This is a genomic window from Mesorhizobium sp. M1423, assembly GCF_040317575.1.
GTDB lineage: Bacteria > Pseudomonadota > Alphaproteobacteria > Rhizobiales > Rhizobiaceae > Mesorhizobium.
Map to the genome: position 1 here is coordinate 193,916 of NZ_JAMYKU010000005.1, position 24,149 is coordinate 218,064.

Consider the following 24,149-nt stretch of genomic DNA (forward strand, 5'->3'; position numbering starts at 1 on the left):
CTGGCGTATATCTAGGAGAGGAAGTGGCATGCAGGTCGCCAAATGGGGAAACAGTCTTGCGGTCCGCCTTCCCGCCGCTGTGGTCGAAGCGCTTGAACTCAGGGAAGGCGATGAGATCGAAATCCATGTCGCTGACGCCCGCCAGCTTGGCGTGGCGCGGAAGCCCGGGCGCGAGGAGTTGCTGAAGCGTCTCCGCGCCTTCCGTGGTCGGCTCCCCGCTGACTTCAAATTCGATCGGGACAAGGCGAATGCCCGTTAGTTTTTTTGATACCAATGTCCTACTTTATATCGCGTCAAGCGATACGGCGAAGGCTGATCGGGCCGAGGCGGCCATCGCTGCTGGCGGGGCGATCAGCGTGCAGGTTCTCAACGAACTCGCCAACGTCGCGCGTCGGAGGATGCAAATGTCATGGACCGACACGCATGCGCTGCTGACCACGCTGCGCGGCCTGTTGACGGTTCATCCGCTCACGCTCGAGACCCACGAAACAGGATTGAGGCTCGCCGAGCGGTACAGCCTTTCTACCTATGACGCGATGATCGCGTCCGCGGCGATTCACGCTGGCTGCGATACACTTTTGTCAGAGGATATGCAGCACGGAATGGCGCTCGGCGATGGCTTGCGCATCGTTAATCCCTTTCGCGTTGCGGGTTGATCTCGCTCATTGAAGGCGGCTTTCGGCCTTGCCGAGCGGCGTTTCAGGCACCGAGGGCGATGCTTCAACCACAAGCGTCGGCGCGGGCGAGGAGAAAGGCCGCTTCCCGCGCGTTGCGGGTGAGCTTGGCCGCCGCCTCGAATTCGGCGCGGGCCTCGGCCAGCCGGCCGGCCCGAAACAGAAAGTCGCCCCTCGCTGCCGGCAATGGCGCATAGTTGCGCAGGGCGGCGGCGCCGGCAATCTCGTCTACCAGCCGCAGGCCCGCCTCAGGCCCGAAGGCCATGCTGTGGGCGACCGCTCGATTGAGATCGACCACCGGCGAGGGCATCACTGCTCGCAGCCGGTCGTAGAGCGCTGCGATGCGGGGCCAATCGGTATCGGCCGGACTGCGCGCCCGCGCATGGCAGGCTGCAAGCGCGGCTTGTAACGCATAGGGGCCATCGCCCCCGAGAGCTTCGGCGCGGGCCAGCGCGTCAAGGCCTCGGCGGATCAGCAGTTGGTCCCAGCGTGCGCGGTTTTGCTCGGTCAGGGTCAAGAGGGCGCCGTCCGGCCCGATGCGTGCGGGCAGGCGCGATGCCTGGATTTCCATCAGAGCCAGCAGGCCGAACACTTCGGCATCCTCGGGCATCAGCCCCGCCAGCATACGGCCCAGCCGTTGTGCCTCCAGGCACAGGCCCGGCCGGACAAGGTCGTCGCCGGCCGTGGCAGCATAGCCTTCATTGAAGATGAGATAGATGACCTCCAGCACCGAGGACAGACGCGCCGCACGCTCGGCACCGCGCGGCACCTCAAAGCTGAGCCCGGCCTTTCCGATCGTCTTCTTTGCGCGGACGATGCGCTGGGCGATCGTCACCTCGCTCGACAGGAAAGCACGGGCGATCTCGTCCGTCGTCAGACCGCCGATGACACGCAGCGTGAGCGCCGCGCGGGCGTCGGCCGAAAGTACGGGGTGGCAGGCTGTGAAGATGAGGCCCAGCAGCTCGTCGCCAAGATCGTCGTTGATGGCCATTTCGATCACCTCGGCCGCGCCGTCGCACTCGCCGTCAAGCTCCCGCGCGATCTCCTCATGCTTGCGCCCGCGCATCTTGTCGCGACGGATCGCGTCGATGGCGCGGCGTTTGGCGACCGTCATCAGCCAAGCGCCGGGATTGGCCGGCACGCCGGCCCTGGACCATTCGGACAGAGCTATAACCAGGGCGTCTTGCACCAGTTCCTCTGCAAGGTCGACATTGCGCACGAGGCGAACCAGACCCGCGATGAGCCGGGCCCGTTCAATGCGAAAAATCGCTTCGATCGCCTGGTGCGTCTCGCCTGCAGTCATGCTGCCTTGTCGGCCAAAGCCATAACGGAGGCAAGCAGATTGCGGCCGACAGTCTCGGTTGCCGCTGAGCTTCTCGCGCGTTCGGTCATGGATTTCCGTGACCTCCGGCATCAGATTTTCATTGCCAATCAGCCATCTCGTACAGCGGCCGGATTTCGATCTCGCTCGGTCCCGGCATGGGATTGGGGCAGCGCTTCACCCAGGCGACCGCCTCGTCCATATCCTTGACTTCCCAAAGCCAAAAGCCGGCGACCAGCTCGCGGGTCTCGGCGAAAGGCCCGTCGATGACGGTGCGGCGGGAACCATCAAACGCAACGCGCTTGCCCTGCGAGGAGGGCTTGAGACCGTCGGCGTCGAGCAAGATGCCGGCATTGCGCAGCTCATCGTTAAATCTGCCCATCGCCTCCATCGCCTCCTTAGCCTCGGGCGTGGGGAGAAAGCCCTTTTCGCTGTCCTCGGTAGCCTTCACGAGCACCATCACACGCATCGTCTGTCTCCTTGTTTGAGCCGGCCTCATAGGCCGGCATCGGAACGACGAACGGAGTTTAGGAAATCGACATTGTCCTGCAAATTTTTTTCGACGGTTGAGGCGCGGGACGCCAATGGCCGCTTCCGGGTCAGGAATCGCGACGGTGCGATATTGAGATTGGGCGCTTGACGGGCGCTCGAGTCACAAGCTCGAACACGAGTTTCAAGAACGCCTTGATCGGGCGAAGCTCCTGCTACCCTTCAGACGGCCGCGAATGAACCTGTGAACCGGCTTGTGATCGGCAATCCGTAGCGGCATCAGGCGTTATCCGACTGAAACTCCGTCTTCCGAGACGATCCCCGCGCCCAGCCGCGTTCGTTGCGCTGCTCTTGGACCTGACACGCATGAGTGACCCGCCTAAACCATTTCGGGACGTTTTGAAGCCTCGCGGATCGCCTTGTGCACGCTGCGCTGCAAATCCATGAAGGCCGGGGTTTCCATGACCTCTTCCCGGCGCGGGCGCTCGATGTCGACATTGAAGGTCTGCATGATGCGTCCCGGGCCGATCCCCATCACAACGATGCGGTCCGACAGGTAGACCGCCTCTTCCACATCGTGGGTGACGAAGAGCACGGTGAGCCTGTGCTCCTCCCAGATCTGCGTCAGGAGTTCCTGCATCTGATGCCTGGTCAAGGCATCGAGCGCGCCAAAGGGCTCGTCCATCAGAAGCATTTTGGGTCGATAGGAAAGAGCACGCGCTATAGCCACACGTTGCTTCATGCCGCCCGAAAGCTCAGACGGATAGCGATTGGCGCTGTGCGGGAGCTTGACCAGATCGAGATGCTCGCGTGCTATCCTGCGGCAGGTCGCGCGATCATGACCCGCGGCCTTGAGCGCGAACTCGATATTCTGCTGCGCCGTCAGCCAGGGAAGCAGGGTGTAGGACTGGAAGACGACGCCGCGGTCGAGACCCGGCTGCAGGATCGGCGAGCCATCGATGGCAAGATCTCCTGCGTCGAAATCCTGCAGTCCGGCAACGATCGACAGCAGCGTGCTCTTGCCGCAACCCGACGTGCCTACCAGCGAGACGAACTCGTTGTCGGCAAGATCGAGATTGATATCGCGCAACACTTCCGTGCGCCGCGCGCCCGTGCCGAAGCTCTTGTGGAGACCTTTGATCCCCAATTTGGGCAAACTCATCGGCCCGGCCTCATTGCACGTGGCCCTCCTGCCGGAACAACACTTTTCCCAGTGCTTTCATGACCTGGTCGGTGATGAGACCAAGCACGCCCAGCAGCAGGATGTAGCCGATGATGGTGTTTGTCTGGAAATAGCGCTGGGACACGGTGATGCGGTAGCCGAGGCCTGATGTCGCCGCGACAAGTTCCGCCAACACCAGCCAGGTCCATGCCCAGCCGAGACTGATGCGCAGCGTATCCCAGATGCCTGGCAAGGCGCTGGGAACCACGATGCGCGTCAGGATCTTGCGATCCGGCAGGCCGAGCGTCCTGCCAAGGCCAATGAAATCAGCCGGAACCCGCTTCACATTGTCCATGATCATCAGCACCTGCTGGAAGAAGGTGCCGATGAAGATGATCAGGAACTTCTGCGCATCGCCCGTCCCCGACCACAGGATGGAGAGGGGCACGAACGCGACCACCGGCATGTAGCGGATGAAATCCACAAGCGGCTCGATCGCCGCTTCCCAGGTCCGGAAGCTGCCGATCAGCACGCCAATCGGAATCGCCAGGGCCGAGGCGATGAGGAAGCCAATGGAAATACGGTATATCGAGGTCCTGAGATCCAGCCACAGCGTGCCGTCACCCGCGAGCTTGCCGAGTTGGGTCACCACGCTTCCCGGCGAGGGCAGGAAAATCGGCTTTACCAGCCCCAGCCCCGTTGCCGCCCACCAGGCGAGGCCGAGGCCGGCAAAGACGGCCACCGCTATCATCAGGAAGCGCGAGCGTGCGATAGGCGCGCCGCTCCCGGAGGATCGGCGACGGCGCATCGGCTGTTTGGTCACCGGCCCCGGTGCTGCGTGAGACGGGCTTGGCTTGGTCGCACGCTGCTCGGACATTTGCGTCACCACCGCGAGCCGGCCCTCGTCATTTCGCGGCCTTGACGAATGACGGGTCGATCATCTGCTCCGGCGTCACGTCCGCCTGAAGCAGCCCGGCGTTCTTGGCGGCCGCCTCGACATCGGCGAATGTCTTGGTGGAAAATTCGCCCGTCAGCGCATCCTTGTTTTCGGCGAGAGTATAGTAACGCACGCCATCAAAGGCGGTGTTGAGGTCTTCGACGCTCGAACCGACCGCCTTGGAGATGATCGCCCGGCCGTCGGGCGTGTCGGCGTTGTAGGCCTTCAGGGCCGCATCCCAGGTCTTGATCATGGCAAGCACCTGGCCGGGACGCGACTTGATCACCTCATCGCGCACCACGAACACGTCGCTGATCAGGCCGGGATCTTCGCCCGCGGTGAAGAGCAGCTTGACATCCTTGTTCTGCGCCCTGGCCGCGGTGAGATAGGGCTCATAGGTAACCGCGACCGGCACCTGGCCAGCGATCAACGCACTGCCGGCATCCGCCGCCGGCATCGGAACCGGCTGGACATCGGCGATGGACATGCCGTTCTTGGCCAGCGCGTATTTGAGCAGGATGTCGCTCGTCGTGCCTTCCTCGAAAGCGACCTGCTTTCCCTTGAGGTCAGCGACGGAGGCGATGTCCTTGCCGGCGATCATGGCATCAGCCGTCATGCTGACGTCGAGCAGAAGCACGATCTTCACCGGCAGGCCGGCCGCAACCATGCCCATGGCCGTGTGGGTCGCGATATTGGCGGCATCGAGCTGGCCGCTGGCCAAGGCGGCGTTGATGTCCTTGTCCTCGGCGAAGTTCACGATCTGTACGTCGGACAGCCCGTTTGCCTTGAACAGACCCTTGGCTTCGGCGACGTGCCACTGGCCGTAGCCAAGCCATGGCTCGATGCCGATCTTGAATGTTCCTGCCTCAGGCGTCGCCGGAATGGTTGTATCGGCCGCGTAGGCCGCCGGGGCGAACCCGACGGCAGCAACCATAACGAGTGCCCGAAATTGTCCTGCTAGGTTACGCATCGTCTTGTTCCCCTTGATGATCAGGCCGCTTTTTTTGAACCAAACATCCGGCCTGGTGAGAATGCGGGCTTCTGCTCTTGCGGCACCGTGCCTCGGCATCTTAGCGTCAGTTCAACCGAAGTGCGACGACACTTCAACGTCAGCAACAGCGGATGTCAAGGCTAAATACATACATGCATATACAAGTCAGACCTCTCTGAATCGCTTCACTGCGATCAGGTTTTTTTGGACGGAGAATACCGACTGCCAAGCGAGTAGCGGCTTCCAACGTAAGTCAGCTTGCTGATCGTGGCAACGACGGCGCCCGTCCATGTCCGGCGATGCAGAAGCAGGCAGCAGCTGCCGGCATCGATGCCCAGATGCCGCGCCGTTTCGGCATCGGCAGGGGTCGCCGAAATGATATGCTCGACCTCCGTCACCGGGGTTTTCTGCATGAGATAGTCGTAGGTCGCTGTCCTGGAAAAATCCTGCTTGTCATAGTCGGGTATCAGGCCCGGGTTGACGAAGCGCTCTTCCAGTTGCACAGGCAGGTCGTTCTCGAAGTTGACGACAATGGAATGATAGATCGACGCGCGCTTTGCGAACTCGAACGAAAGCGCGAGTTCCTTTGTCGGCATGATCTCTTCGAGGACGATAACCGCGGAGCGATGCCTGTTTCCCCGCGCGACAATTTCCGCTGCGATGTTGTTGATTTCGATCAGTGCGGATTGCGGTCGAGGTGGCGCGATGAATGTGCCGACGCCCTGGAGCCGGATCAGAAAACCCGCAGAGGTCAACTCCCGCAAGGCACGATGGACCGTCATCCGAGACACGCCGAGTGTCGCCACGAATTCATTTTCGGACGGCAGCTTCCGATCCTTGCTCCATCGCCCCGTTCCGATGTTCGTCAGGATGTAGTCCTTGACCTTCTCGTAAAGAGGGCTGGCGGTGTCGGGCAAAGTGATCATTTCAAAAATCCTTTCCGGCAACGTTCGGAAATCACACGCGCCCGGCAGACCGCATCCGGATGATTGTTTTCAAGCCATCGCCCTGCCCCGCCAACAGCCGCTCATAGGCTGCGGGAACATCATCCAGACCGATCTCGCGGTCGATCAGTTCGACCATGGGCTCGGTCAATTCGCCGAGCATCCGGATGGCGTCGGGAAGCTCATCTGCAAAGGCGTGGCATCCCAGCAATGTGATTTCGCGTTCAACCAGGATGTTGGGATCGATATCGAGGCGCCCATGGAATATGCCGACCATCGCAACGGTGCCGCCGGCATCGAGAACGCCGAGCAGCTGGCTGAGTGCTGCGATACTGCCGGTCGCTTCGACGGCAGCGAGCAAGGGGGCATCCGCGGTCGCCGCGGCAATGGCGTCCCGGTTCAAGTCGACGATGCTGGCGTCTGTCACCCGCGCCACCCGGGCGCATCGGCCAGGGTTGCGATCGGCGACGAGCACGGTACCTGCGAAGGTTCGAGAGAGCAGCAGCGCGGCAAGACCGCCAATGGTGCCGCAGCCGACGACAAGAACGGAGCCGACCGTTTTCGGCAGACGCCGCACTGCATGCAACGCTACAGCCAGCGGCTCGGCCATCGCCGCGACCCGTTCGTCAAGCGCGGTATCGACGACGTGCAGCAGGCGTGCGGGCAGGACCGCTTGTTCGGCAAATCCGCCGTCGCATATTTCGCCAACAAAGCCCAGCGACGTGCAAAGATGCCGCCTGCCTGCATGGCATTGCGCGCACTCTCCGCACCAGAAGCGGGAATCGGCGACCACTCGGTCGCCAACAGCGACGGTGTCCACGCCCTCGCCGATGGCGATCACCGTGCCTGTCAGTTCATGGCCTGCCGTCGAAGGCGACCGGCTTATCCACTGGCCCGTGCGGAAGTTGTGGAGATCGGAACCGCAGATGCCTGCGGCATCGACCCTCAGCTTCACCCAGCCCACCTCGGGAGCGCCTGGCGCGGCGATATTCTCGACGCGCAAGTCGCCGGGTCCATGGAGTCGTGCCGCCCTCATCATCATCGTTTCCGCTCAGCCGGCGAGATAGCGATCGCGGATCTCCGAAACCGCGTTCTCGTGCGAGCTGAACCCTTCGTAACGGGCGAGCCTGCGGGCATGCAGTGCGAGTTCCGGATAGGCGGCCGAGGTCACATAGCCGACTGATGATCTCTTGACGAAATCCGTCACAGAAAGCGGTCCGAAGGTTCGCGCCCACCGGCTGGTCGGCAGCACCGCATTGGGCCCGAGGACGAAGTTGGCGAGGGTCACCGGTGTATGCGGCCCCATGAGGATCTCGGCGGCTTCTGTGATACGTCCGAGATGCGCAAATGGCTCCGTTGACAGAATCTCGAGATGTTCCGGCGCATAGTCGTTGATGAAGCGGTAGCTGTCCTCCAGCGATTCGGTCAGCACAATACCGCCGCGTTTTCCGGTGAGCACGGCGCGCGAGAACTCCACGCGCTGTTCGGTCATCCGGGACCAGTGTTCCGGTATCGCAATCAACGCGGCTTCGGCGACCTTGCGGCTGTGCGTCACCAGATAGGCGGACGAATCCGGCCCGTGCTCGGCCTCGATCAACAGGTCAAGAGCGGCCAGGCCGCCGTCGATGCTGTCATCGGCAAAGATGATCGCTTCGGACGGACCGGCGGGGAGACCCGTGTTGACGATCGGGGACAACACGCTCTTTGCCGCCACTACCCACGGGCTCCCCGGTCCGACGATCTTGACGGCGGGCTTCACAGTCTCGGTTCCATAGGCGACAGCGGCAACCGCATGGGCGCCGCCGCACTTGTACACGGTCTCCACGCCGGCGAGGCGGGCGGCAACCAGCGTCGCGGCATCGACGGAACCATCCGAAGTCGCAGGCGTCACGATCGCGATCTGCGGAACCCCGGCAATCACCGCCGGAACCGAGGTCATCATCGTCACCGAGGGGAAGGCGCCTTTGCCGCGCGGAACATAAAGCGCAACCGAAGCGATCGGTGTGTATCGGTCACCCGCATAGGCGCCAGGCCGAACTTCCTTGAGCCACATCGTCTCCGGGCGCTGCTCCTCGTGGAAATGCCTTATGTTCTCGATGCCAAACCGGATACTCTCCACGACATCCTTGTCGACCTTGTCGAATGCCGCATCGAACTCCGCTTCCGAAGCTTTCAGTCCACCGTCGGCAACATCGGCTTTGTCGAGCTCGCGCGCAAACCGGAGCAAGGCCGCGTCACCTTCATTCTTGACGGCCTGGATGATTGGACGGACCTTTTCGATGAAGGAAGACAGATCTCCTTCGGCGCGTTTAAGTAAATTGGCGCGCTGATCGACACTGAGGGATGACAGGCGGTGGAAGCTGACGTCAGACATGGCGGCTCCTTTTCTTAGTACGCAATCACGGTTAGCGCTTGTCGATCACTTCTGGGACACGTCTCCAGTCCCTGAAGCCTTCAAATCGATGCGAGAAAGCCTCCATCCACGGGAATGGACTGGCCCGTTATGTAGGCTGCCGCATCCGAAGCGAGGAACACCGCGATTCCGTGCAGGTCCGAGAGATCACCAAAACGGCGCTGCGGAATCTTGGCGAGCATCGATTGCTGCCATGCCTCGTTGCTGTAGAACACGTCTGTCATCGCTGTCCTGAAATAGCCAGGCGCGATGGCGTTGACCCGGATCCCGAGATCGGCCCACTCCGCCGCAAGCGCCCGCGTCATGCCGAGGAGGCCTGATTTCGACGAGCCGTAAGGCACCGCCGTGGGAATCCCGACCTCGGAGGTCAACGAGCAGAGATTGATAATGACGCCGGGCCGTCCGGCGTCTCTCATCTGCCGCGCGGCGGCTTGGGCGCAGAAGAAGGCGCCTTTGAGATTCGTATCGACAATCCTGTCCCACAAGGCCTCGTCGACATCGAGCGAGGGCCGGACCTCTTCCACACCCGCATTGTTGACGAGAATATCGAGACCTCCGAGCAGGCTGCCGGCCTCGGCTGTCGCCGCCCGGCATTGGTCGACATCGGTGACGTCCAGGGCGATGGCATGCGCGGCCCCGCCGGCAGTGCGGATGGCGGCCACCGTCTCCTCGAGCGAGGCCACGCTGCGCGCCGTGATCGCGACGTCGGCGCCGGCTGCGCTGAGCGCCTCGGCGATGCTGCGCCCGATGCCACGGCTTGCGCCGGTTACAAGCGCCTTCCTGCCTGACAGGTCGAAGAGAGATGCGTTGCGCATGTCATCCTCCTTGGTAATGTCGCGCTTGGACCGATCGCGTCGAGACTATCCGAATGCAGCTTATCTATACAAGCATGTACATCATGGCGGTAGTGCGCCATGCGGAACTTTGCTTGTCAGAGCGGCAGCGTATTGGCCGGCATCGGACCGGTCTGCGCGGTTCGCCGCAGCCCATCTGGAGTTCATCGGGAGGATAGATGAAGCGCGCAGTAGACCACGACGCGATGAGCGTGGTTGGTTATACCACCCCCTGGAGTGCCAAAGCAGGCCAGCAGATCAACCTCAGCCTGTCATGCGATCGGCCGATAAAGGCCACACGAATTTGCCGACTTGACAAGCCGGCTCCGGAATTTCTGGCCTGGTCCATCGAAGCGGTGGGTGAACCACGGCATCGGCATTTCGACCAAGGGTCGTTCCTGTTCGTGCGAGCCGGCGAACTGGCCAAAGTACAAGCCGTCCACGGCATTCGTTTTGAGCTGTTCCTCACGCGCAACGGAGGTGCGCGTACGATCCTGGAAGCGGGCGCCCTCGGGCTGCGCCTCCGCGACGGCGCATTTGCCCTGGAAATCGGCGGCGAAACCTTTGTCGAGAGGAAGGCGCCAACTGGTGTGTGGCTCACTGTCGAGTTGGATCTGCGGCAGGAGCAGCCGCGTCTGCGGATCAAATCGCATGATCTCCTCGCGCCTTACGAACTTCGTGAAGGTTTTGGCAGCCCTGCGCGGAACCTTCAAGCGCACGGCATCCATTTCGGCGCAAGTGCTACTCACCACGAACCTACCCTCAACGCGAAATTTGCCGCGATCCGGCTCGAGACACCGCAGGGGACCATTGCCTGGGATTTCCCGACGCTGTTACCAACGCAGCCGATCCTGTCGTCGGGCAGAGCAGATCCGCTGCTCCTCGATGTGATCAATCAGCCAGCCTTCTGCATGACTTCGGCACGCTGGGACGGATCGAGCTTCGAACCTCGCTTCGTGCCGTCGCACTACGACGCTATCCATTGCCACGACGACGACATCGGCCCGCTTGAGTGGCCGGCATCGCACTGCGTGACAATCCCTGAAAACGCACGCCCAGGCGTCTACGCGTTCCAGATCGAATGGGAGGATAGCTACGAACGCGTGGTGTTCTTCGTCACCTCATCACAGGTTTCGTCGCCGCTGTTGTATCTCGTGCCGACGGCCACCTATCTCGCTTATGCGGACGAATATCTCCCAGATCATCTTTATGAATGGAAAAGCGACGACCGGGGACATCGCTTCGCGGTCGCCAACAATCTGAAGTCTCTTTACGACTACCACTCCGACCTTAGCGGCGTTTCTATCTGCTCCTACAAAAAGCCGAAAGTGACGCTCAGGGACGATTACGATTATCCCCTCTGCGGCTGCCCACACAATTTGCCGGTCGATCTGCACTTCCTCCGATTCTGCCACGACAATGGAATCGTGTTTGACGTCATGACCGATCATGATTTGCACGAATGCGGTATAGACGGTCTGCGTGGACACCAAGCGGTCGTCACCGGCAGTCATCCCGAATATATGTCGATCGAGATGGAGCAGGCGCTGCGGCAGTTTGTGGCCGAAGGCGGCAGCATCGCCTATCTCGGCGGAAACGGCTTCGCCGCCACTGTGGCTTTCAAGGACGATCTGATGGAGCTGCGGCGCTCGCCGCTGGAGGCCGGCCGCACGTGGGACGGCCCGGTCGCCGAACAAGCGCTGTCGATCACCAACGAACCAGGCGGCTATCTCCGCTCCCGTGGCCGCGGCGAATTCTCGCTGATCGGTGGCGCGATCTCACTGATGGGATTCGAAGGCGCACGCCCCTTCACGCGCACTGACGAAAGCCATGAAGCAGGATGCGCATGGCTGTTCGAAGGCGTTGAAAATGCGACCTTCGGTTCGGACGGCATCGTGCTGGGCGGTGCCGCGGGCTACGAAGTGGATGCGACGGATCCAGCCCTCGGCACATCCGCGGACACCGTCGTGATCGCGCGTGCGACGGGATTTCCCGACAGCTTCTTCCAGGATCCGACGCGCTGGTGCGAGGGCGGGGATACGCAACGCATCGCCCGCCGCTGCGCCGAAATGACCCTGCGAAAGCTCGCAGCAGGCGGCTTGATCTTTTCGGCAAGCTCGGTTGCCTGGTGCGGCGCGCTGCCAGCCGCAGGCGCCATGAACGATGTCGGCAGGATCACGTTTAATCTGCTTAACCGCCTCGGCGCGACGAAAGGAGAACCCGGCCGAGAAAATCGATAAGCTGATTGGTCTCATTACGAGAAAGACCGCATCCTCAAGTCGCTGAGCCCAGCCTTCAACCGCGCAATGCGGCCGCGACGAGGCTTTGCATCGAAGTGGTCGGACGACCGATCAGCCGCCCGAGGGTGCCTCCGTCATCGAACAACGCTCCGCGTGAGGCTGCGGCGTCGGTATCGGCCAGAAGCGCAGCGAGGTCGGCCGGCAGCCCGGCCCCCGCCAACACATCCTGATAGGCGGCTTGGGAAAAATCGTTGTAGGCGATAGCCTTGCCCGACTGCCGCGAGACCTCCGCCGCAAGCTCGGCGAGCGTAAAGGCTTGGTCTGCGGCGAGCTCGTACGTCTTTCCCGCATGGTCGTCGGTCGTCAGCACCACGGCTGCGGCCTCGGCATAGTCCCGCCGCGCTGCGGACGAGAAACGCCCGTCTTTCGCGGCGCCGACGAAGGCACCGTGCTCCAGAGCCGCCGGAAGCGCCAGCAGATGGTTCTCGGTGTACCAGCCATTGCGCAGGATGACGGCGGGAACGCCCGAGTCCGCGATGACCTCCTCCGTCTGCCGGTGCTCGATTGCGAGCGTTGCGGAAGACGTGTCGGCATGCAGCATGCTGGTGTAAGCGATCAGCGAAACTCCGGCGCGTTGGGTTGCCTCGATCACCGCCCGATGCTGCGGCAGGCGGCCGCTGACCTCGGTCGACGAAATCAGTAGCAGTTTCTGGACGCCGGCGAAGGCCGGGGCGAGCGTGTCGGGACGGTCGTAGTCCGCCTCCCTTACGATCACACCGAGCTCCGCCAGATCGCTGGCCTTTGCCGGATTGCGAACCGCCGCGACGATCCGGTCGGCGGGAATGGTCTTCAGCAGTGCCTCGATCACGAGACGGCCAAGCTGTCCTGTTGCTCCAGTTATTGCATACATCGTTCAGTCCATTTCGTGGTTGTGTGATTGGAGAGCCTTCGAATAGCGGCCATCGTTACCATTGGAAACCACGTATCTCGCGGTTACCGCCATTTTCCGGTAACCAACTGGAAACTCCTCGAGAAGGGTGTGCGATGGTTCTCAAGGCGCGAAAGAAGGTGAAGGCTCCCCCCGGCTGCCCCATGTCGAGATGCATGGCGCTGCTTGGCGGCTGCTGGACACCCGAGGTGCTCTGGTCCCTGAGCGAAGGCCCGCGTCGGTTCTCGGAACTCCGCCGCGATATCCCAGCCGTTTCGGCGAAGGTACTGACCAGCAGACTGCGGGATCTCGAGGAGCGCGGCGTCCTCGGTCGCAACGTGATGGCGACCTCGCCGCCGACGGTGGAATATGAGCTGACCTCGTTGGGGCAGGAGCTGCTGCCGGCTATCAGGTCTATCGTAGAGGTCGGATCGCGCCTGCTGCTCGGTGATTCTGTTCTTTAGAGAATCGCGAGCACATCAGAGAATCGCGAGTTTGTGGCGTCGACACTACTTTCGGCCTGCGCTTAACAGCGAGGATGACGCTTGATGTGCGTGTTGATCTGGTGGTGGAGCAGTTCCGCCCGCCCAGGTCAGCGTTCAAAATAGATGGCCAACCTTAGCCTCGGGTCATCATTTCGGACTGAAAGATACGGAGCGCCAAAGGGTGGTAATGCGCAGTGACTTGGGCCCACCAGGAGTCTAAGCTAGCATGCTTCTGCCAGCACGAAGAAAAAACCGCCGCATGCCCCGCTTTCTTGCCGTCTACACCATGAAGCCCGAAGACCTCGCCCGCTTTCGCAGCCTGCCTAAGCCCGAGCAGGATACGATTGATGCCGTCGGCTTACAGCTGTGGGCGGACTGGGAGGAGAGAAATGCCGCATTTTTCCCCGATCGCGGCGGCATGGTCGGTAAGACGAGGCGCGTTACCAGGGACGGCATCGCCGACGCCGTGAACCCTTTCTGCGGCTATATAGTCGTCGAGGCCGATACCATCGATGCCGCCGCCCGCCTGTTCGAGAACCACCCGCATTTCACCGTCTTCCCAGGAGACGGCGTGGACATCATGCCCTTCCTCACCGACCCTGCTCCGACTTGAACATCCGCTAATCGCTTGCGATTTCCAGAAGGGGCGGCCGGCAACGCAGCCCACTCGGCCTCCCCTTGCACGCCGCCAGCCCGTCTGTTAAATACTGAACCATATGGTTCAGTATTTAATGCCCCACCTCGATGCCTCATTCGCCGCGCTCTCGGACGCCACCCGGCGCGGCGTTTTGGAGCAACTCGGACGAGCAGACGCCTCGATCACGGACCTTGCCGAAAAGTTCCACATGACCCTCACGGGCATGAAGAAGCACGTCGGCGTCTTGGAGAAGGCGGGGCTCGTCACCACGGAGAAGGTTGGGCGCGTGCGGACCTGCAAGCTTGGCCTACGCGCACTGGAGGAAGAGGCGGCATGGATCGAGAGGCACCGCCAGCTCTGGGACGCACGCTTCAACGAGTTGGACAAGGTTGTCGAGGAATTGAAACGGAAGGAGAAAGTCGATGGACGAAACAAGAGCTAGTGAGCCCACCCCCATGCAGAACCGCACGATGGTGGAACGGAAGTCCGACCGGGAGCTGGTCGTTACGCGAACCTTTGACGCGCCGGCACGCACCGTGTTCGAGGCTTGGACCAAGCCCGAGCTGTTCATGCGGTGGTGGGCACCGAAGTCGATGGGCATGTTCCTGCGTTCCTGCGAGATGGATGTTCGTGTCGGGGGCAGGTACCGTTTGGTATTCGGCCACGATGCCTCAAACCCTGACGAGTTCTTCGGTAGGTATATCGAAGTGACACCGCACTCGCGCCTCGTCTGGACCAATGACGAAGGTGGTGACGGTGGACCCATCACCACGGTGACCTTCGAGGAAAAAGGTGGCAAGACGCTGCTGGTCATGCACGAGCTCTATCCCTCAAAGGAAGCTCTCGACGCTGCCGGCACCGGGGCGGCGGATGCGATGGGCGAGACGTTCGAGCAACTGGACGAGCTTCTCGTCACGCTAGGCGCGAGCGTGCGACGGTGATGAAGTCGTCGATCTCCCGGTCGGCAGCCTGGATCTTCAACTAGGCGGAAGAGAACCCCGACGAGATCGTCGCCGCCCTCTGTGAACCTACGAGGCCAATCATCAAACTCATTGAGGTTTCGCCAACTATCGGGACCAATCGAGTGATTTTCGCACCTCGCGACGTTCGGCGACGCGCTCAGGTCGTCTCAAAAAGGACCGTCACCGCCCCAGCTAAGGCATTAGCCAGAGGCCATAGCGATCGACAAGTAACCGGTGTTGCACACACTCTGCCGCAGGCGGTGTGTTGTGAGCGCTGGCGTCCACTCGATTCCTGCCGAAATTCCGGCTAGCTTGGGCGATAGATGGCTCAGTTCTGGTCGGTGAATCATAATCAGACCGCCCGTCAAGAGATTGATGGGCAGCACTTTTGGTCCCCCAAGACCGAGAGCAATGGCGCGCGAAATGAGTTCTACAACAACATGCGCCCTGCGACGCCCGGTGACCCTGTCCTTTCGTATACCGATCAAGCAATTGACTATATGCGCAGGATAGCGGAATTCGCTTTCACCGCTCGGAAACCAATCAAGTTCGGAGAGGCCTTATTGGAATCAAGAGCGATGACTTCTGCCGATCTTTTGGACACCGCTTTCCCGTTCGATCCATCCCAAAACAACAACAGGGAGTCTCGACCCGCTCCCGCCGAGGCGATATTCGCCAATCCATCTAGTTTCGGACTCAGGCAATCAGAAAGTTATCTGACAGGCATTCCACAGAAGTAATACAAATTAAAAATCGCGGCCTCATGTTTCAAAACCAGGATGGTTTCGAAGCCGGCGGGTCGCTCACGGTCCTCAAAGCGAGAATTCTAAGAGACGTTCAACAATGACCCAGCACGCAGAAAACGCTCGAATTCTCATGTACAGCCACGACACGTTCGGGCTCGGCCATTTGCAGCGCTGCCGGACTATCGCGCATTCGCTGGTCGAGGATTTCCGCGGACTTCAGGTGCTTATCATTTCGGGTGCGACTATCGCTGGCGCCTTCGACTACCGCGCCCGTGTCGACTTCGTGAAGATCCCCAGCGTCATCAAGCTGCGCAACGGCGAATACACCTCGCTGGAAAAGGACATCGATCTGCATGAGACGCTAAGGATGCGCCAGTCGATCATCCGCCATACAGCTGAGACCTTCCGGCCGGATATCTTCATCGTCGACAAGGAACCGCTCGGCCTGCGCGGTGAGATCGAGGACACGCTGTCCTACCTCAAGACGCGGGGCACCACTCTCGTGCTTGGCCTGCGCGAGGTAATGGATGCGCCGCATCTGCTCGAAGCAGAGTGGGCACGCAGGGATGTGATGCGCAAGATAGGCCTGTTCTACGACAAGGTCTGGGCCTATGGCCCGCCGGATTTCTACGATCCGTTGACCGGCTTGGATGTGCCGCCGGCTGTCAGGGCAAAGATGAGGTTCGTCGGTTTCCTGCAACGGAGCCTGCAGCGGAACGAGTTGCCCGGCCACCGGCCCGAGGGCGACTATATCCTCGTTACTACCGGTGGCGGCGGTGACGGCGCCGAACTGATCCACGACGTCATCGATGCCTATCAGCAGGATCCGCAATTGCAGCATAGGGCCCTGATCGTGCTTGGGCCTTACATGCCGGCGCGCAAGCGCAACAAGCTGCTCAAGAAGGGGTCCAAGATCCCCTACATCAAAATCATCGAGTTCGACAACCGCATGGAAGACCTGATTGCCGGCGCCAAGGCGGTAGTGGCGATGGGCGGTTACAACACCTATTGCGAGATACTGTCTTTCGACAAGCCGGCGCTGATCGTGCCGCGCGTCGAGCCCCGCCAGGAACAACTGATCCGCGCTCGGCGCGCAGCCGAACTTGGCCTCATCGAGATGCTTTTGCCGGAGGAAGCCAAGGATTCCCAGCGGTTTGCCGATGCACTGGTGGCGCTGCCGGACCGGCCCCACCCATCACAGAGCAATCCGCATCTGACGCTGGAAGGGCTGCCTCATATTTCCGAAATCGTCGCGGAACTGCTCGACCGGCGGGCCGGCCATCACCTTTCGGTCATTGAAGGAATGACCTGAGTTGCAACATCGCAAGATCGTCGTGGTTCTGAAGGGCTATCCGCGGCTGTCCGAAACCTTCATCGCGCAGGAATTGCTCGGTCTGGAGCGTGCAGGGTTCGACCTGATACTCGTCGCGCTCAGGCGGCCGACCGACGAAAAACGCCACCCCGTGCATGACGAGATCAAAGCGCCGGTCCATTATCTGCCGGAATATCTGCATGAAGAGCCGCTGCGCGTGCTTCGCTCGCTGTTTGCCTATCTGCTGCGGCCGTGCTTCTGGCGCACGCTCGGATCGCTGGCTGCCGATCTCCCCCACGACTTTACGCGCAATCGCGCGCGCCGCTTCGGGCAAGCGCTCGTGCTGGCGGCCGAATGGCCGGAAGACGCGGGCTGGCTGCATGCACATTTCGCGCACACACCGGCATCGGTGACGCGCTATGCCAGCCAGCTTCGTGGCCTGCCCTGGACCTGCTCGGCCCATGCCAAGGACATCTGGACTTCGGCGGACTGGGATCTGGCCGGCAAGCTTTCCTCGGCGCGCTGGACGGTCACCTGCACGAAAACCGGCTTCGACCGTCTGAAAAAACTCGCTAACGGCAACTCGTCTATACATCTGAGCTATCATGGGCTCGACCTTGATCGCTTCGGCAGTTTCGGCGAGGCGCGAAAGCAGCATGACGGCTCGGCGCCGGACGAACCGGTTGTCGTTCTGAGTGTCGGGCGCGCCGTTGAAAAGAAAGGTTACGATACGTTGCTGCAGGCCCTTGCCCTGTTGCCCGGTGATTTGGCGTGGCGTTTCGAGCATATCGGCGGCGGCGAGGAACTGGAGCGGTTCAAGGCGCTGGCGCAAAAGCTCGGACTGGATGGTCGCGTCTCTTGGAAAGGCGCGCTTGCGCAGGAGGAAGTGCTTGAGCACTACCGCCGCGCCGACATCTTCGCCCTGGCCTGCAGGATCACCGCAAATGGCGATCGTGACGGTCTGCCGAATGTTCTGGTGGAGGCGGCCAGCCAGCGGCTTGCCTGCGTGTCGACCGATATTTCCGGCGTGCCGGAGCTTTTATCGCCGGATGAAACCGGGCTGCTGGTTCCGACGGAAAACCCAATTGCCCTGGCACAGGCGCTGGATCGCCTGATCCGTGATCCCGTACTGCGCGCCCGCCTCGGCGACGCCGCAGAGCGGCGCGTGCGCGGCAATTTCGATCATATGGCAAGCATTGGACAGCTCAAGGAACTGTTCGAGCGGGAGTGGCGGGCCGCCGAATGAAGCGGCTGCGCGCTTTCTTCTATGTCCAGCACCTGCTCGGCATCGGCCATCTTGCGCGCGCCAGCCGCATTGCGGCGGCTCTGGTCGATGACGGGTTTGACGTGACCGTCGTGACCGGCGGAGCGCCGATCGCCGGGTTTCCGGGACTCGGTGTAAAATCTGTAATCCTGCCACCTGTCACCTCCGGTGATGAAGGATTTTCCGGACTTGTCGACCTGGAGGGCAACCCGATCGACGATGATTTCAAGAAATGGCGTTCAGAGATGCTGCTGCAGGCATTCCGGGATTGCAGGCCTGATATCGTCATTCTCGAGGCGTTTCCATTTGGACGCCGACAGATGCGTTTCGAACTCTTGCCGCTGATCGAGGCCATCGACGCGACGTCGCCCAGACCGCTGCTGGCGACGTCCGTCCGTGATATCCTTCAGGAGCGCGTCAAGCCGGGCCGAAACGAGGAAACGGTCGATCTCATCAACAGGCATTTCGACCTTGTTATGGTCCACGGCGATCCGGCTTTCGCAACCATCGACAAGACATTTCCGCTGGCTGGGACGATCAGGGCCGAGGTCACCTACACAGGGCTCGTTGCCGCGCCGCCCTCGCCCGCGGCCTCCGAGCGCTTCGACGTTCTGGTGTCGGTTGGCGGCGGGGCTGCCGGAAAGAGCCTTGTCAGCTCCACCATCGCAGCGGCGCGGAATGCCAACAACGCTCGGAAATGGTGTTTGATCACCGGCCCAAACCTGCCGAAAGACGAATTTGACGCGATCGCACGCGATGCCACGCCGGGCCTGTCCATCTTCCGGTTCCGCGAGGATTTCGCCAGCCTGCTGACAGGCGCCCGCCTGTCAGTCTCGCAGGCGGGTTACAACACGGTCTGCGATGTCCTGCGCGCGGGTTGTCGCTCCCTGCTCGTTCCATTTGCAGCCGGCGGGGAAACCGAACAGACGGTTCGCGCCCTGATGCTCGAAGAACTCGGTCTTGCAACGGTGCTGATGGAAAAGGACCTAACGCCTGAAGGTTTGGCGCAAGCGATCGAACAGGCGCTTGTGAGACCGACGCCATCCGCGCATCGTCTCGATCTGGAAGGCGCGCGTCGCTCCGCGCAAATCCTGCACGAGCGGTATCGAACATGGTCCCTAAAAGTGGAGCCCGGTTTCGGAAAAGCTCATGATCAAACAGACGATAGATCCTAGTCCTACTGCGTTACTGACTCGGTAGGACTAACGCACGTCGCGTCTGGTGAGTTTCGTGCGACGCGCTTCAAGTCCTGTTTTATGCATGTCGTTGTCCGAAAACCGCTACGCACTTTTGGGCGAAATACATTAAACAGTTCCAATCAGCATGAAGCGCGTATAATTTTTTGTCGGCAGTTCGCCGGAGAACCGCACCTCCCGTAGCGCCGCCATTGCTTCGAAGGTTGCAAGTGAAGCCACGCAGTTGATGTGCGTCGGCTCGCTGAAATAATCGTTCGATTGCAGCAGTACATTCGTGCCCCGCGGAAGCAGAGCAAGCCAGGCGCGCAGATCGGCTATGTGTTCGCAGCTCGTATTGACTATCAGGTCGGGCCGGACGGCCGCATAGTCGAGTGCGTACATATCTGCCGTTAGCGCCCGGAACCGGTCGCCGGCTTCCCGGTTGAGGGTCCGGGCGACCGGCGCGACTTCGGGATCGATGTCGATGCTATCGACCGCCGCGATGTCGAAGCGGGCGTCGTTGAAAAGCATTGCCGGCAATACGCCGTACCATCCACCCAGAACCCATATGCGCCCGAACCGGCCGCCGCAGCTTTCGAACAGCCTGTCGAGCGCCCACATCTTGCAGGCGACCTGCTTGTGGTTGAAGGCGTTGGCGATATCGGCCTTCGGATGCTTGGTGACGACGCGCGCCAGCCCTGCCACGAGAGGGCAGTTGACATAAGCAGCAATTCCCCGCGTGAGGTCCAAGGCTTGCTCGTGCCAGTCCATACCGGCATTGCGTGGTTGCGTGACATCCATCATATTTGTCTTGTATGTTGGGATTTCGGGCGACACAACGCAATCTTGCCTCCCGCAAGACTGTTTGATTCCGCGGACGTGATTATGCTGCAAGCCGCTTGGCTATTGCCCGGTGCCGGAGAGAGCCTGTTGCATCTGTCCGGATCATCGGCGTCCATCCGCCAGCACCAGCCGCCCAGCTGCGGCCTCGTGCTGCTCGGCTATTCGCCAACGCCCTGCGGAAGCCGCGAACCGTCTGGCCAGCTGCCTTCTTCGCTGATCAACAATGCCCATGTCGTTGTCATCGACCATGCGCCGGAACTGGATCGCGCCGCCTCGCAGGTTCCTTGCATCGTTGAGCGCAGGACAATGTCCGTGCACTGCAGCTTCGACTTTGTCGTTGGCGACGAAGAAATTGCCGATACGCCATTCGCCAGCAGGTGCGTTTACATCCTGCATCCTTTCAACTGAAGGGTCCGCAGTCGCATATGGAACCCAGCCTAGCCCGCTATATCTGGACGCACACCAAGAAGCAGCAGCTCTGGATATTGATGATCGTCGTGCTTTCGATGGTCCCGTATTTCATGTCCTTCGACCTACCGAAGCTGATCGTCAACGGCCCGATCCAAGGTAGGGGCTTCGAGCAACCGGGCGCGACCCAGCCATTCATGAGGCTACACTATAACCTGCCGTTCATTGGAGAGGTCCAGTTCTTCTCCGGTTTTCAGCTCGACCGCAAGGAGACCCTGTTTGCCCTGAGCCTTGTGTTCCTCTTGCTAGTCGTCATCAACGGCCTGTTCAAATTCTACATCAACACCTACAAGGGCCGCCTCGGCGAACGCATGCTGCGACGTATCCGCTTCGATCTGGTGGACCGTGTGCTGCGTTTTCCGCCGGTCTACTTCAAGCGGGTGAAATCCGCCGAAGTGGCGACCATGGTGAAGGACGAGGTAGAGCCGCTGGGCGGCTTCATCGGCGACGCCTTCCTGCAGCCGGTACTGCTCGGCGGCCAGGCGCTGACGGCCATGCTGTTCATCATGATCCAGAACGTCTGGCTCGGAATGATAGCGGTCGTGATCGTGGTGATCCAGATCGTACTCATCCCGCGAATGCGGCGGCGGCTGATCGTGCTCGGGCGCCAACGGCAGTTGACGGCGCGCGCGCTTTCGGGCCGGGTTGGCGAAATCGTCGACGGCATCGGCGCGGTTCACGTCCACGATACATCAAACTACGAGCGCGCCGACATAGCTGCCCGGCTCGGGCTCATCTTCAAGATCCGCTTCGATCTTTACCAATGGAAATTCATGGTGAAGTTCCTCAACAATTTTCTCGCGCAGCTCACGCCCTTTCTGTTCTATATGATCGGCGGGTATCTGGTCATCCAGGGGAGGCTGGACGTCGGCCAGCTCGTGGCCGTGATCGGCGCCTACAAGGACCTGCCCGGACCGATGAAGGAACTGATCGACTGGGATCAGGATCGGCAGGATGTCCAGGTCAAATATCAACAGGTCGTTGAACAGTTCACCGTCGAGGGTCTCATCGCGCCGAAAATCGGGGCATTGACGATCGACGATCCTGATCCGATGACCAATCCCCTATCGGCGATCAATCTGTCTATAGCAGACGATGGCGGTGCAATGCTCCTCAACCGTATCTCCCTCCAGGTCAAGCCGGGTGAGACGGTGGCGCTGGTCAGTACCGCAACAGGTGGAGCGGAGGCGCTTGCAGAAGCCTTCGCGCGGCTGAACTGGCCGGACAGCGGAAGGGTCGCTTCGGGCACCGACGACCTGCTTGAACTCCCCGAAGCAGTAACCGGCCGGCGCATGTCCTATGCCTCGTCGGATGTTTTCCTGTTCCAGGCAAGCCTCCGCGACAACCTGCTCTACGGGTTGAAGCATGCGCCGCTGACATCGGTGCCTTATGACGGTGCTGCGGCAGACCAGCACCGCTGGAACATCCACGAGGCGCGCCGGTCGGGCAATCCGGATCTCGATATCCACAGCGACTGGATCAACTATGCTTCCGCTGGCGCTACCGGCCCGCACGACCTCTTTGAAGCCGTGCGCCGGGTGCTCGACGCGGTTGTTCTGTCGCGCGACATTCTGGATCTTGGCTTGCGCTCTTCGGCCGACCTCACGCGTCACACGGAGCTTGCCAGGCGGATCGTCGAACTGCGTGCGGCGCTGCGAACCCGGCTGGAACAGGAGGGGCTGAGCGGACTGGTGGTTCCTTTCGAACCGGGCGCCTACAACAAGGAAGCAACGATCGGCCAAAACCTGCTCTTCGGCGCTGCCGCCGGCCCGGAACTGGCCGACAGGGCCCTGGCGGCCAATCCCTATTTTGCTTCTGTGCTGAGGCAAGCCGGCCTCGACCGCACGCTCTACGAAATGGGCTTGGAGATCGCCAAACAGGCGATCGAGCTGTTTGCCGACCTGCCGCCCGATCACCAGTTCTTCCAGCAGCTCGCCTTCATGAGCGCCGAGGAGATACCCGCCTACGAAACCTTGCTGCAACGGCTCAAGAACCGTCCTCACGAGGCGGTTTCGGAGAACGATCGCGCCATGATCGTCACCTTGAGCTTTGCCTACATCGAGCCCCGGCACCGCTTCGGCCTGCTGAGCGAGGAGCTGATGAGCAAGATCGTCGCTGCACGCAGCCAGTTCTATGAAAACCTGCCGCCCGAACTGCAAAATGCGGTCGAACGGTATGATCCTGCCAAATATATTGCCGCGGCCACCGTCATGGATAACGTCCTGTTCGGGCGTGTGGGCAACAACCATCCCGACGCGCCGGACCGCATACGCTCCATCGTCTATGACATTCTCGACGAACTGGGGCTTTATGCTGAACTTCTGGATGTCGGCCTGGACTTCAACGTCGGCTCCGGCGGCAGGCGGCTGACCGGTGGACAGCGACAGAAGCTCGATGTTGCCCGGGCCCTGCTCAAGCGTCCCGATTTTCTCATTCTCAACCGGCCACTTTCGGCGCTCGACCAGCGCATGCAGGATAAGGTGCTGCGAAACGTGCTCGAGGAAGCCAGGCGCGACGGCCATTCGCCGGCAATTGTGTGGGTCGTGACGAATCCGGCAATGGCGATGATGTTCGATCGCGTTATCGTCTTCGACTCGGGTCAATTGGCGGAAGACGGAACACACGAGACACTTTTGGCAGGGAACGGTATCTTCAAGGAACTGTTGTCATAGAGCAACGGACATTCAGATGGGATCATTCTGCCGGTGCACGACATCGGGCTCGCCACCTTTCGCGTGGTTTGTCTCGCCGTCTCGAAAAGAGAATTGATTCCATCTGGGCGTCCGTTGCTCTAGTCTGGCAAACGCGAATTTTGGAAGGTTTGCGACAATGCTGCTCAAGGATGAAGTTGGAATGCTGCAACGCGTTCCCTTGTTCTCTGCCATCGAGCCGACAAAGCTCAAGCTGCTTGCGTTCACATCCGATCGTGTGAGCTACAGCGCCGGCCAGATCCTTTTCCGGCAGGGCGACGAGGGAGACGCCGCCTATGTCATCCTTTCAGGCAGGGCGGATATTCTTGTCGATTCCGACAGCGGACCGATAAAAGTTGCCGAACTGGAGCCAAATTCGATCGTTGGCGAGATCGCCATATTGTGCAACAGCTCCCGCACTGCCACCGTCAGAGCGGCAAGTCCGCTGGAAGTCCTGAGAATCCGCAAGGATCATTTCCTGAGGCTTATGAGGGAGTTCCCGGAAATGACCATCGAGATATTGCGGGTTCTTGCCGATCGCCTAAGCCATACGACCGCGGATCTGATCGACGCACGAAGCGCGAAATAACGAAGGACGTGCGCTCGATCCTCGCCGTCGTGACGGCACTGTCCTC

25 protein-coding genes are annotated in these 24,149 nt (G+C 61.0%); 14 read left to right on the forward strand and 11 right to left on the reverse strand.

Features of this window, described 5'->3' with window-relative positions; translation table 11 throughout:
* The first annotated feature begins 28 nt into the window (after positions 1-28).
* Positions 29-259, forward strand: coding sequence for an AbrB/MazE/SpoVT family DNA-binding domain-containing protein (locus NKG95_RS09100; RefSeq protein WP_023716557.1), 231 nt, complete (start codon positions 29-31; stop codon positions 257-259).
* Positions 249-656: a PIN domain-containing protein gene (locus tag NKG95_RS09105; protein WP_353040500.1), complete on the forward strand. Its 408-nt coding sequence runs from the start codon at positions 249-251 to the stop codon at positions 654-656. Before NKG95_RS09100 ends, NKG95_RS09105 begins: the two co-directional genes overlap by 11 nt.
* A gap of 64 nt (positions 657-720) precedes the next feature.
* Here NKG95_RS09105 and NKG95_RS09110 read toward each other — a convergent pair whose 3' ends face one another.
* The 9 genes from NKG95_RS09110 to NKG95_RS09150 form a co-directional block, all read right to left on the reverse strand.
* Positions 721-1,977, reverse strand: coding sequence for an RNA polymerase sigma factor (locus NKG95_RS09110; RefSeq protein WP_353040501.1), 1,257 nt, complete (start codon positions 1,975-1,977; stop codon positions 721-723).
* A gap of 118 nt (positions 1,978-2,095) precedes the next feature.
* Positions 2,096-2,464: a YciI family protein gene (locus NKG95_RS09115; protein WP_352482873.1), complete on the reverse strand. Its 369-nt coding sequence runs from the start codon at positions 2,462-2,464 to the stop codon at positions 2,096-2,098.
* A gap of 399 nt (positions 2,465-2,863) precedes the next feature.
* The gene (locus tag NKG95_RS09120; protein WP_352493882.1) at positions 2,864-3,646 is read right to left on the reverse strand and encodes an ABC transporter ATP-binding protein; all 783 of its coding nucleotides are present in this window, start codon (positions 3,644-3,646) and stop codon (positions 2,864-2,866) included.
* Positions 3,647-3,656: 10 nt separating this feature from the next.
* On the reverse strand, positions 3,657-4,454 hold the full coding sequence (locus tag NKG95_RS09125) for an ABC transporter permease (protein ID WP_352914106.1): 798 nt from the start codon (positions 4,452-4,454) through the stop codon (positions 3,657-3,659).
* A 97-nt stretch (positions 4,455-4,551) separates the two neighbouring features.
* Positions 4,552-5,553, reverse strand: a complete 1,002-nt coding sequence (locus NKG95_RS09130) for an ABC transporter substrate-binding protein (protein ID WP_353040502.1) — start codon at positions 5,551-5,553, stop codon at positions 4,552-4,554.
* A 215-nt stretch (positions 5,554-5,768) separates the two neighbouring features.
* Positions 5,769-6,500, reverse strand: a complete 732-nt coding sequence (gene hutC / locus NKG95_RS09135) for a histidine utilization transcriptional repressor HutC (protein ID WP_352547392.1) — start codon at positions 6,498-6,500, stop codon at positions 5,769-5,771.
* A 31-nt stretch (positions 6,501-6,531) separates the two neighbouring features.
* Complete coding sequence (locus NKG95_RS09140) at positions 6,532-7,554, reverse strand: zinc-dependent alcohol dehydrogenase (RefSeq protein ID WP_353040503.1); 1,023 nt, start codon at positions 7,552-7,554, stop codon at positions 6,532-6,534.
* A 15-nt stretch (positions 7,555-7,569) separates the two neighbouring features.
* On the reverse strand, positions 7,570-8,892 hold the full coding sequence (gene hisD / locus NKG95_RS09145) for a histidinol dehydrogenase (RefSeq protein ID WP_352482878.1): 1,323 nt from the start codon (positions 8,890-8,892) through the stop codon (positions 7,570-7,572).
* A gap of 80 nt (positions 8,893-8,972) precedes the next feature.
* A complete protein-coding gene (locus NKG95_RS09150) occupies positions 8,973-9,746 on the reverse strand; it encodes an SDR family NAD(P)-dependent oxidoreductase (protein ID WP_023716546.1) in 774 nt (257 codons plus the stop codon).
* Between the two features lie 197 nt (positions 9,747-9,943).
* Between NKG95_RS09150 and NKG95_RS09155 the strand changes: the two genes are divergently transcribed.
* Positions 9,944-12,004 carry a N,N-dimethylformamidase beta subunit family domain-containing protein gene (locus NKG95_RS09155; RefSeq protein WP_352493881.1) on the forward strand — a complete coding sequence of 687 codons (2,061 nt, stop codon included), beginning with the start codon at positions 9,944-9,946 and terminating at the stop codon, positions 12,002-12,004.
* A gap of 55 nt (positions 12,005-12,059) precedes the next feature.
* On the opposite strand, the gene NKG95_RS09160 is transcribed toward NKG95_RS09155, so the two are convergent.
* Positions 12,060-12,914, reverse strand: coding sequence for an SDR family oxidoreductase (locus NKG95_RS09160; RefSeq protein ID WP_353040504.1), 855 nt, complete (start codon positions 12,912-12,914; stop codon positions 12,060-12,062).
* A 194-nt stretch (positions 12,915-13,108) separates the two neighbouring features.
* Between NKG95_RS09160 and NKG95_RS09165 the strand changes: the two genes are divergently transcribed.
* From NKG95_RS09165 to NKG95_RS09200, 8 genes are all read left to right on the forward strand, one after another.
* Positions 13,109-13,396 (forward strand): winged helix-turn-helix transcriptional regulator, encoded by a 288-nt coding sequence (locus NKG95_RS09165; protein WP_245278483.1) that lies wholly within the window; start codon positions 13,109-13,111, stop codon positions 13,394-13,396.
* 280 nt (positions 13,397-13,676) lie between these two features.
* A complete protein-coding gene (locus NKG95_RS09170; protein ID WP_023716542.1) occupies positions 13,677-14,030 on the forward strand; it encodes a hypothetical protein in 354 nt (117 codons plus the stop codon).
* Positions 14,031-14,133: 103 nt separating this feature from the next.
* Positions 14,134-14,496, forward strand: a complete 363-nt coding sequence (locus NKG95_RS09175) for an ArsR/SmtB family transcription factor (protein ID WP_023716541.1) — start codon at positions 14,134-14,136, stop codon at positions 14,494-14,496.
* Positions 14,477-14,995, forward strand: coding sequence for an SRPBCC family protein (locus tag NKG95_RS09180; protein ID WP_023716540.1), 519 nt, complete (start codon positions 14,477-14,479; stop codon positions 14,993-14,995). The genes NKG95_RS09175 and NKG95_RS09180 overlap by 20 nt, the downstream gene beginning before the upstream one ends.
* 344 nt (positions 14,996-15,339) lie before the next feature.
* Positions 15,340-15,756, forward strand: coding sequence for a hypothetical protein (locus NKG95_RS09185; protein ID WP_353040505.1), 417 nt, complete (start codon positions 15,340-15,342; stop codon positions 15,754-15,756).
* 103 nt (positions 15,757-15,859) lie between these two features.
* A complete protein-coding gene (locus tag NKG95_RS09190) occupies positions 15,860-17,074 on the forward strand; it encodes a glycosyltransferase family protein (RefSeq protein ID WP_023716538.1) in 1,215 nt (404 codons plus the stop codon).
* A gap of 1 nt (position 17,075) precedes the next feature.
* A complete protein-coding gene (locus NKG95_RS09195; protein WP_352884783.1) occupies positions 17,076-18,320 on the forward strand; it encodes a glycosyltransferase in 1,245 nt (414 codons plus the stop codon).
* Positions 18,317-19,513 (forward strand): glycosyltransferase family protein, encoded by a 1,197-nt coding sequence (locus NKG95_RS09200; protein WP_352482311.1) that lies wholly within the window; start codon positions 18,317-18,319, stop codon positions 19,511-19,513. Before NKG95_RS09195 ends, NKG95_RS09200 begins: the two co-directional genes overlap by 4 nt.
* Positions 19,514-19,642: 129 nt before the next feature.
* Here NKG95_RS09200 and NKG95_RS09205 read toward each other — a convergent pair whose 3' ends face one another.
* Positions 19,643-20,314 carry a class I SAM-dependent methyltransferase gene (locus tag NKG95_RS09205; RefSeq protein WP_031193291.1) on the reverse strand — a complete coding sequence of 224 codons (672 nt, stop codon included), beginning with the start codon at positions 20,312-20,314 and terminating at the stop codon, positions 19,643-19,645.
* Here NKG95_RS09205 and NKG95_RS09210 point away from each other — a divergent pair.
* From NKG95_RS09210 to NKG95_RS09220, 3 genes are all read left to right on the forward strand, one after another.
* The gene (locus NKG95_RS09210) at positions 20,300-20,764 is read left to right on the forward strand and encodes a hypothetical protein (protein WP_352482312.1); all 465 of its coding nucleotides are present in this window, start codon (positions 20,300-20,302) and stop codon (positions 20,762-20,764) included. The two genes, NKG95_RS09205 and NKG95_RS09210, sit on opposite strands and share 15 nt — an antisense overlap.
* A gap of 17 nt (positions 20,765-20,781) precedes the next feature.
* On the forward strand, positions 20,782-23,496 hold the full coding sequence (locus NKG95_RS09215) for an ABC transporter transmembrane domain-containing protein (RefSeq protein ID WP_352715982.1): 2,715 nt from the start codon (positions 20,782-20,784) through the stop codon (positions 23,494-23,496).
* A gap of 157 nt (positions 23,497-23,653) precedes the next feature.
* Entirely contained in the window at positions 23,654-24,103 is a 450-nt protein-coding gene (locus NKG95_RS09220) for a cyclic nucleotide-binding domain-containing protein (protein WP_254023581.1), read from the forward strand.
* Positions 24,104-24,149: the final 46 nt, after the last annotated feature.